The organism is Ruegeria atlantica, assembly GCF_013032505.1.
GTDB lineage: Bacteria > Pseudomonadota > Alphaproteobacteria > Rhodobacterales > Rhodobacteraceae > Ruegeria > Ruegeria atlantica_F.
Map to the genome: position 1 here is coordinate 21,181 of NZ_WQCG01000016.1, position 8,206 is coordinate 29,386.

The following is an 8,206-nucleotide window of genomic DNA, read 5'->3' on the forward strand; positions in this document are numbered from 1 at the left end:
AAGAACGAGGTACCCAATATGGATGTGATACATACGCGCACCGCCACTCGGGGTCAGGCAGAGCCCGTTGCAGGCGCACTGCGCACCCGCCTCAAGGGCGCGCCTGGTCGCAAAGCCGGGTCCGGGATCCGGCGCCGGAACCACCCGCGCCGCGCGCGCCGGGGTTCAGAACTTTTTAGCGGATTGTTGTGGTTTGGCATTGTCGTGCTGGCAATTGCCGCGATCGTCACCCTTTATATCGGTGGGACGAACACGCTCAAGCGCACCAACCTGACCCGGCAATTGACCCAGGCGGTGGCCATCATTGAGCGCGCCCACATCCAATCGGGCATCTATCAGAATCGCTCGCTGTTGGTTTTTCTCTCCGATGAGGGGTTTTCCGAGCGGGAACTGACCAAAGAAAGTTCCGGGGCCTATACCTTTACCTCACCCTTTGACACCGCCATCACCATCAGAGGCAATGGCGGGCGCGATTTCGTCGTCACCATTGAAAACCTGCCCCCGGCGGCCTGCCGCGCGGCGGTGCTCGCCTTCCAGGACCCCGGCTCGGGTCTTGAGAGCGTAACTGTCGGGGGAACCCACGTGGGGCCGCCCATAAGTGAGGTATTTGTGGCCAACAGGTGCAACACTGTGAGTGGCGACTACACTGTCGCGCTGACCTTCTGAGATCGGGTCATGATGTTTCTCGCTGTTCTGCATCATCCCCGAAAGCGCCCCCCAAGGCGCATCCCGGCTCGATCCTTGCCGGGCAGGTGCAGTCTGCCGACTGCTCCCGGGAAGATCCCATGGGAAGAGTCACGTCATCGCGTACGGTGTCTGTTGGAGAGAAAGGGCCGCGCGGGATGTCCGCCCCGCCGCACCCGTCGTGGCGCGTTGCTCTACACTGCCGCGCTGGCCCTGATGATCGGGGTCAGCCTGTTCACGCTGCTGATGCGGGCAGACCTGCAAAAAACACGTGACGCCCGCAACCTCGCACGCGCACAGCATGTGGCCGAGCTGGCCGCGCTCCTGGACCTGCATGTCCAGGAGAACCACGGGCATTACAGCGACGAACTGGTCCGTACATCGCGTGGGTTTGTTGATGTCGACAGCCGTCTCATCGCGGCCAAAAGCCTCGGTGCCCTTCCGGCCGATCCCAACGGATTCCGCGCGCAGCTGTTTGTTGCCCCCGAACCGGAAGGCGCCGATCCGCAGGGCTATATCCTGATGAGACCCCTTGAAAACCCGGCCTATGCGGATGCGGACGGGCTGCTCGATGCGCTGGAAGCCTCGGGGCTTGTCTCGGGACCGAAAGGCGGTGATCTGCGCGGACGTCTGCTGCTTGATGAAGGCCCCGCCGCCACATATCTCGGTCGTCCTCTGCGCGCGGGCGAGATCATCCTGCAAACTCCCGCGCTTTCCGGGGTGACAGAAGAATATGTGCTGCGCAAACCTCGCGTCGGCCATCTGGCCGGAGGCCTTTCGGCACATCTCGATATGAACGGTCATGATGTTGTCGGGGTCGGCGCTCTCTTCGCCTCGTCCGGGTCCACAAATGCCGCAGCAGGCCCCGCAAGGGTCACGGAACTCGCCGGAAGGCTGGACAATGTCGATGGCAGCCTCAGGACAGATGCGGGAACTGAAACCCAATCGCTGGTGACCAGGGGCACGCTCAGCGCACCGGAGCTGGCCGTCTCAAATGGCAGTCTTACTACGCTTGAGGTCAATACCAATGTCACGGCGCAGCACGTGAGAGCTGATGAGATCAGCAGCTCTGCCCTGGCGGCCGACAGTATCGCGGTCGGCGACACACTGACCAGTTCCGGCGTCACCTACGGTGTGGAAGGTGAGGCACGCTCTGTGACAGTCACCACCATGACCGCAGATCTCTTCACCGCACCCCGCACCCGCACCAACCAGCTTGAGGTCATACGATCATGTCGTGGATGCTGAAGCACCTTACCCAACCCGCGCGTATCCCCCGCAAGGCCCGACGCGGGTTCAGCCTCTTTGAGGCCGTTCTTGTGATGCTGCTGTTCATTCCGGCCGTCTCGCTGGCCAGCCGCATTGCCAGTGACTACGCGCTTGAGGCGGCTGGTGTGCAGGAAGCCCGTCTTCTCACCCGGGTGGTGGATGCCGGGGCCACGTTGGCCTTGCGCGATCTCGAAGATCAGATCGCCCATCAGACCGGCATCGGCAAAACCCGCGTTCTCAGCCTTGACGATCTCGCGCGCGAGGATGTCTGGCCCGACGGTGGCGACCGCCTCACGTCCCTGGGCCGGGAGATTTCCGTGATCTTTTACGCCCAGTCCTCGGATGCGCTTGTCATCCTCGCCCGCGCCAGCACCCTGCCGGGCGAGACCACACCCGGCTATGTTCCCCGTGGCGGGGAAGGCGTGGGCCTTGTCGGCTATGTCCCGCCCACCAGTCTCGACCGGCTGCGCGGTCCGGGGCTGGATTATGACCTTTCCCGGCTGCGGGCCGGTGGTGTTGCATTTGAAGGCCGGGATGTTGCCGCCTTTCGCATTCTGCGCATGGACCGCCATGTCCTGCCCTTCCTGCACCGGGTTTCCAAACCGGGTCGCCCGGAACTGAACCGGATGGAAACCGATCTCGATCTGGGCGGGAACGACCTCACCGGGATCGACACATTGGAAGCCGAGAATGTGACCGTGGCCGACGCGTTCGACATCACCACCCTGACCGGGGATCTGAGCGTGACCGGCAATGTTGAGACCTCTGGAACCCTGCGCGTCACCGGCGAGATCACCACCGCAAATCTCACCGCGACCGGGATTGCGCAAGCGCGCCAGCTTGAGGTCAGGGGGTCCGCAACCATCGATACGCTGACAACAACAAGCCTGACCAATCGCGGCGCGCTCTCCGCCCGCGATCTTGTTGTCGAAGGTCAGGCCCGGATCAACCGTCTCGCCACCGCCCGCATGACTGCCACCACGATAACCGCTAGCAATATTCTGACCCGCATCTTGGGCGTCACAGAACTTGCCAGCGCCAACGCCACATTCAACAGGGCCATTATCCGGTCCCTGACCACGGGGAGGTGCACCGGATGCTGAAACGCACAGATCAGACAGGGTCCAGCCCCGCCGAACCCGCAGCAAGACCCCTCCCGCACCTCTGCGCCGCCGCGGTGCTGGCAGTGGCAACCGCACTTTCTGCGCCAGCCCTTGCACAGGCACAGGTGCCGCCACAGGCCGGTGGCACAATCGGGGCCACTCCAGGATCCGGCTTAACCGAACAACCGGGCGGCGCGGCCCAAGGCCCCGTCTCACCACCGGCCGCCCCCACCGCCTCGGGTGGGCTGCGCGCCATCATTGCCGTCAAGCAGAAGCTGCAAGCCGATATCGACGCGCTTGAGAGGGTGATCGAATACCAGCGCGAACTGCTGGGGCTGGCCCGGATCGATCCGCAAGCCGCCCGCGTCGCGCGCCGCTCTCCGGAAGAATGCCTGGCCGATATCGCCAGCCCGCTTCTGTGTTCTGCACTGAAGTCAACCTATGGCGGAGAGCCGCGATGATCCTTGCCACTGTCTTGCTTACTTTTTCCTGCCTCGCCCTGGCGCTTGAGGACATGGCCCACCTGGAGATCGGCTTTGGATCGCTGGCCATGGTGGCGTTGAGCGGAGCATGTCTGAATCTGCTTCTTCTCGTGCCTGTTCTGGATATGGTGATCGGCATGGCGTTCTTTGGCGGGGCTGCCCTTGCCATCCGGATGGTGCTCGGGCGCGCGTCTTTGGGGCAGGGCGACATCTGGCTTCTGGCCACGCTGGGGCTGATCGCCGGGATGTCGGGCGCCTTGATCGCGGGAGTAATCACCGGCGTCACCGGCATCTTCACCGATCTGGGGTACCGGGTTGCGCGCCGACGGCTCTTCCCCTGGCGGCGGTTTTGCCTCTCGCCTGCGGCGCTGCCGGTGGTCCTCACCATATTCGGCCTCACAAGCCTGCGCCTGGCCGATATCGGGTCCGGCCTCGGGATGGGGTCCGTATTCCGCCTCACCCCCACGGATGTCGCTCTGCGCGGCATCTTCACCGCCCATGGCACGCCTCTGCTCCTGTGTGCCGCCATCGCGGCGATCATCTGGTCGCGTCTTGATCAGGCCGGTGTTCGGCCGCCTGCGCCGGAAAACGGATGCGGCGGATCTCATCAGGGCCCGGGGGCTGGACGAAGAGGAACGGGAGCCGCGCCCAGCAACAGCCTTAAACCCGCACCCGCGCGCACTCTTCACCTCTTCTGGGTGGTTCAGCAGGCGCTTTGGCTGGGATGGACCGCCCTTTGGCTGGGCCTGGGCGTACTGATGGTGCTGAGCGGGTTTGAGCCGGGCGCGTTTGCAGCTTTTGCCGCAACGACCGGTCTCTCGATCATCGCGCTGCGTACCCTGGCCCGGCATCACCCGATCCCCGGTACCGCGCTGGATTTTTATCCGCGCCCGGGCTGGGCCTGGTTCCTGGCGCCGAAAAAGGGCTTAGCCGTGGTTCACATCAATATGACAAGGCTCAAAACCAGCGGGAAGATTCTGACGGGCGCGTCCCCCGCACAGGTCGCGCAAGCGTTACAGGAGCGTGGCATTCGTGTGGTTTTGTTCTCAGGACCCCTGGGCGCGCTTTACCGGCCCCATATCCGGGCCCATGCGCGCCAGATTGCAGCATTCCGGGTCTGGCCGACGAATTGCGCGGTTGCTCTTGCCAATTACCTGGTCCAGCGGCACCGGCTGGGCCTGAAGCTTCCTTTCAGGCGCATGTCCCGCTGGTACAGGTCGTTCGGCACGGCAGAGCTTTGGTACCTGGATACAGGATACGCGGATCAGGGCACTGGTTTCCCTGCCTGCTGTTTGTCGCGCGACATCAGCGGACGGGACGGCGAGGCGCAAACGAAAACCGAAAAGCGTGCGCCTTGCCACAATTCGAACCGAGAGGAAGCAAAATGGATATGAGCCTGAACCTCCCAACCCGTGACGTCCGGCGGATGCACCGCGCGCGCTTGCTGACATACGGGCTCACCGCCCTCACCTTCATGCTTGCCGCGGCCCCGCCCGTCCACGCCGATACGGAAGACACGGTGCTGGAGCTGGTGCGACGGCTGGAAGCGCCGGGCGGGTATGACACGGTCCATGACGGTATGGGGCTCAGACCACCGCGCCCGATCACCACCCTGCGCGTGGAAGAGGTGCTGGCCTGGCAGCGCAGTGCCGTGCAACAAGGTTCGCTCACCTCGGCTGCCGGAAGCTACAGGATCATCCGCCTCACCCTGCAACGGCTGGTGGACCAGGGTGTGGTTTCGCGCGCGGATCGCTTCGATGCGGCCACGCAGGACCGGCTGGGACGGCATCTGCTGCGCGAGACCGGCTACCGGGCGGGAGACACTTCCGACGCCACCGCCAACCGCATTGCGCAGGTCTGGGCGGCGCTGCCGAGGATCGACGGATCGGGTGCGGGCCGCTCGGCCTACGAGGGCATCGCGGGCAATCCCGCGCTGATCGGCGCGGACACGTTCCGGGGCGTGCTCGACGGCGCGATCCGGGTTGTCGATATCACCCCCGAACCGGACCGGAGTCGCGTCGGCAAGCGCGCCGCACCCGGCCGCAGCCCCTATGAAACCTTCGGCCGTGGGGAGTAAGAGATGCACGCCAGCATGAGACATATCCCGTTGCCCGCCCTGCAGGTCTGCCTCGCCGCGCGGGCAGGGGTCTGGCCAGAGGTGGGACAAACCCGCGCGCGCCCGGCGCGGGTTGGGTCGGAGCTTTTTGGCGCGGTGTTGTGCCTGGCCATCGCGATCCTGTTTCTGGCATGGCGCATCATACCCTGGCTGCGCCGACGCGGTCGCGGATGGGGCACGGTCTATCTCATGCAATCGCGCAGACATTCCGGTTTGTTCAAAGTGGGGTACACAACGCGGCGGACAAAGGACCGGCGAACAGAGCTGAACCGGGTCGGGGGGGACGACATGAAGATTGTCTTCACCGTCTCGATGCCGCGCGCCCGTCAATGCGAGCGGATCATGCTGCATCGCCTGCGCCACAATCCCGCTCGCAAGAGGGACCGGCGGGGAACGGAGTGGTTCTGGCTCCGGCACGGTGAGCGCATTGAAGACATCGCAACGGCGCTTCTCGCCACCGCACATATCATCAAACGCGTCAGCCGGTTGAAGCTGTCATGGCCTGCTGGTGGCGAAATCCGGACATTCAGTGCTTCGGGGCGCGACAGGGGGGACGGCTCATGACTGGCTCAGTTCCCCGCAGGAAGACCGCCCGCACAGTGCTGCCCCCGCGCCGCCCCGCCGAGACGCGCAAGCTCAGCTGGGCCGGTCAGACGGTCTATGTCACCGTCGGCTATGATGCGGACCATCTGCGGCCCCGGGAAATCTTCTATAACGGCGGCTACCGTTCGGGCTCGGACATGGAGGCGCTGGTCTCCGATCTCTGCATCGCGCTTTCGGTCATGCTCCAGCATGACGGCGTGACCGCCGCGAGCCTCGCCCGATCGATGAGCACGGCGGTTGACCTGCGGACCGGCACCCCCAAACCCGCCGCGATCCTCGGGCTGCTGCTTGCGGAACTGGAGCGCCCCCCGGCCTGGTCGGCCGAGCTCGCGAACCGCCTGCGGGATGCGGAGCAGGACGTGGATGGTCCGCAGAAAGGGGGCAGCGCATGATCCACAGCCCGAACTCCCTGCCACATATGCACACAGCCCACCCGATGGATTGCTACGACATCCGCGCCTGCCGGGCACTCTGGCAGGCGGTGTTGCTGCGCCTGGTACGCGATCTGGTCTCGAACGCGCCCAATGCGGTGCGGGAGGAGGCGGAGCGTTGGGTCGGTCCGTATCCCTCGCGGGCGTTTCGCGAGGTTTGCGACCGGGCGGGGCTGGATGCGGACCATATCCATCGGTCTCTTCGCGGCTGGATCGATAACGGGACCATCTCTTCACTGACACCCACGCTGGGCGGGATGGACGCATGGACGCGATCACACAGACTGCATTCCCGGATTCAAGGACCAAAAGAGGAGAAAGACCCATGGAACGATTTCTGAAACAGCTGATGATATTCCAGACGGCTTTAATCCTGAGCGCAACCGCTGTTGTGGCTGAAACCCTGGTCCCTGTTAAGACCGCCGCCACCACGGCTGAGACGCCCCTCAACCTGGCCCTGAGCGGGCATGTTGAAATGCCCTTTGATGGCTCGCCGGTTACGCTGCGGTGTCATGCCGACAGACTTTGTCTCGTGAAGCTCCGCCCCGGAGAGCAGCTGGCAGACACCCCGATGGTCTCCTTGCCCGAAGACTGGGACATGACGCATCGCGGGCAGGGTGGGGAAGCCATCCAGGTGTTTGTGACCTTGTCACCTACAGAGAGCGCCCGTCCGGCCAATCTCTTCATATTCACAGATCAGCGTGTCTACGACATCAACCTCGTTCCGAGCCAGACAGACTCCGTCTCCGTTCTGAGTTTCACCTACCCCGAAGAGTAACAGGAACAGCGTTGGCCCATATGCCAGCCCCGTTTCCACAGCACCAAAGGATCGCCGCGTGAGACCCGCTCATATCCATATCTTCCCGGCCAACCGGAACAGCCAGCCACATATGGGCGGCGTGGTGTCAGCAATCTGTCCCGGACGGTCTGTCGGAAAGGAGACGCCATGACCCGGCATAACGCGTCGAAGGCGACGCCCGTCCATCCACCTTTTGCCAAAATACGCCAGGTTGAAGTGAAGGATGGTGTGTTTGTGACGATCACCGTGGGATATCGCAGCCCGGATGACACAGAGCCATGCCTGGTCCTCTACAGCGACCAGGTGAAAGGTGACCGTTACATCAATTGGAAATGTCGGGACATCTGCCGGATGATGTCCCTGGGCCTGGAAGCCGGGCTCGGTCTCGACCAGCTTTCGAAGCTACTGTGCGAGCCGGATTTCGAAACACGTGACATCGAGATGGTGCGGAAATTCCTCGAGGTGGTCGGGACCCCTCCGGATGCGAAGGCCAACCTATGACCGGACTGCAGAACAGGCGCAAATTCGGCGGGCGAGCCAGGCCAAAACTCCGGGGGCTGGTGCTGCCGGCTGTCACCGTTTGCGGGGCTATTCTGGGGCTTCTGCTGGTGGAGCCGGTTTCTGACATGTTCCGCACATCGGTCAATCCGGCCGGGTTGCAGGGGCCGGGACAACGACACTACACGCAGACCCGGATCGATACCGGCAGAGGCGAACGG

12 protein-coding genes are annotated in these 8,206 nt (G+C 63.9%); all 12 read left to right on the plus strand.

Translation table 11 applies throughout. The annotated features are described in order from the left end of the window. Positions 1-18: 18 nt before the first annotated feature. A complete protein-coding gene (locus GOW92_RS24080; protein WP_170566205.1) occupies positions 19-666 on the plus strand; it encodes a hypothetical protein in 648 nt (215 codons plus the stop codon). Positions 667-819: 153 nt separating this feature from the next. Next, positions 820-1,932, plus strand: coding sequence for a hypothetical protein (locus tag GOW92_RS24085; RefSeq protein ID WP_170566208.1), 1,113 nt, complete (start codon positions 820-822; stop codon positions 1,930-1,932). Then, positions 1,917-3,056: a hypothetical protein gene (locus GOW92_RS24090; protein WP_170566211.1), complete on the plus strand. Its 1,140-nt coding sequence runs from the start codon at positions 1,917-1,919 to the stop codon at positions 3,054-3,056. Before GOW92_RS24085 ends, GOW92_RS24090 begins: the two co-directional genes overlap by 16 nt. Then, entirely contained in the window at positions 3,050-3,517 is a 468-nt protein-coding gene (locus GOW92_RS24095; RefSeq protein WP_170566214.1) for a hypothetical protein, read from the plus strand. Before GOW92_RS24090 ends, GOW92_RS24095 begins: the two co-directional genes overlap by 7 nt. After that, on the plus strand, positions 3,514-4,932 hold the full coding sequence (locus tag GOW92_RS24100; protein WP_170566217.1) for a hypothetical protein: 1,419 nt from the start codon (positions 3,514-3,516) through the stop codon (positions 4,930-4,932). Before GOW92_RS24095 ends, GOW92_RS24100 begins: the two co-directional genes overlap by 4 nt. Continuing rightward, positions 4,923-5,615: a hypothetical protein gene (locus GOW92_RS24105; protein ID WP_170566220.1), complete on the plus strand. Its 693-nt coding sequence runs from the start codon at positions 4,923-4,925 to the stop codon at positions 5,613-5,615. Before GOW92_RS24100 ends, GOW92_RS24105 begins: the two co-directional genes overlap by 10 nt. A 15-nt stretch (positions 5,616-5,630) precedes the next feature. Next, positions 5,631-6,218 carry a GIY-YIG nuclease family protein gene (locus GOW92_RS24110; protein WP_170566223.1) on the plus strand — a complete coding sequence of 196 codons (588 nt, stop codon included), beginning with the start codon at positions 5,631-5,633 and terminating at the stop codon, positions 6,216-6,218. Continuing rightward, a complete protein-coding gene (locus GOW92_RS24115) occupies positions 6,215-6,649 on the plus strand; it encodes a hypothetical protein (RefSeq protein ID WP_170566227.1) in 435 nt (144 codons plus the stop codon). The genes GOW92_RS24110 and GOW92_RS24115 overlap by 4 nt, the downstream gene beginning before the upstream one ends. Further along, a complete protein-coding gene (locus GOW92_RS24120) occupies positions 6,646-7,029 on the plus strand; it encodes a hypothetical protein (RefSeq protein ID WP_170566230.1) in 384 nt (127 codons plus the stop codon). The genes GOW92_RS24115 and GOW92_RS24120 overlap by 4 nt, the downstream gene beginning before the upstream one ends. Next, positions 7,014-7,466 carry a TrbG/VirB9 family P-type conjugative transfer protein gene (locus tag GOW92_RS24125; protein WP_170566233.1) on the plus strand — a complete coding sequence of 151 codons (453 nt, stop codon included), beginning with the start codon at positions 7,014-7,016 and terminating at the stop codon, positions 7,464-7,466. Before GOW92_RS24120 ends, GOW92_RS24125 begins: the two co-directional genes overlap by 16 nt. A 168-nt stretch (positions 7,467-7,634) precedes the next feature. Next, positions 7,635-7,988, plus strand: coding sequence for a hypothetical protein (locus GOW92_RS24130; protein WP_170566236.1), 354 nt, complete (start codon positions 7,635-7,637; stop codon positions 7,986-7,988). After that, the coding region (locus GOW92_RS24135; protein ID WP_170566239.1) for a hypothetical protein at positions 7,985-8,206 on the plus strand (222 nt) is incomplete at its 3' end. The genes GOW92_RS24130 and GOW92_RS24135, both read left to right, overlap by 4 nt.

Bases quoted from the DNA above. Each gene is read 5' to 3' on its own strand.
- GOW92_RS24095 (WP_170566214.1), top strand. From the start codon at position 3,050: ATGCTGAAACGCACAGATCAGACAGGGTCCAGCCCCGCCGAACCCGCA.
- GOW92_RS24125 (WP_170566233.1), top strand. From the start codon at position 7,014: ATGGAACGATTTCTGAAACAGCTGATGATATTCCAGACGGCTTTAATC.
- GOW92_RS24100 (WP_170566217.1), top strand. From the start codon at position 3,514: ATGATCCTTGCCACTGTCTTGCTTACTTTTTCCTGCCTCGCCCTGGCG.
- GOW92_RS24090 (WP_170566211.1), top strand. From the start codon at position 1,917: ATGTCGTGGATGCTGAAGCACCTTACCCAACCCGCGCGTATCCCCCGC.
- GOW92_RS24105 (WP_170566220.1), top strand. From the start codon at position 4,923: ATGGATATGAGCCTGAACCTCCCAACCCGTGACGTCCGGCGGATGCAC.
- GOW92_RS24080 (WP_170566205.1), top strand. From the start codon at position 19: ATGGATGTGATACATACGCGCACCGCCACTCGGGGTCAGGCAGAGCCC.
- GOW92_RS24130 (WP_170566236.1), top strand. From the start codon at position 7,635: ATGACCCGGCATAACGCGTCGAAGGCGACGCCCGTCCATCCACCTTTT.
- GOW92_RS24115 (WP_170566227.1), top strand. From the start codon at position 6,215: ATGACTGGCTCAGTTCCCCGCAGGAAGACCGCCCGCACAGTGCTGCCC.
- GOW92_RS24120 (WP_170566230.1), top strand. From the start codon at position 6,646: ATGATCCACAGCCCGAACTCCCTGCCACATATGCACACAGCCCACCCG.
- GOW92_RS24110 (WP_170566223.1), top strand. From the start codon at position 5,631: ATGAGACATATCCCGTTGCCCGCCCTGCAGGTCTGCCTCGCCGCGCGG.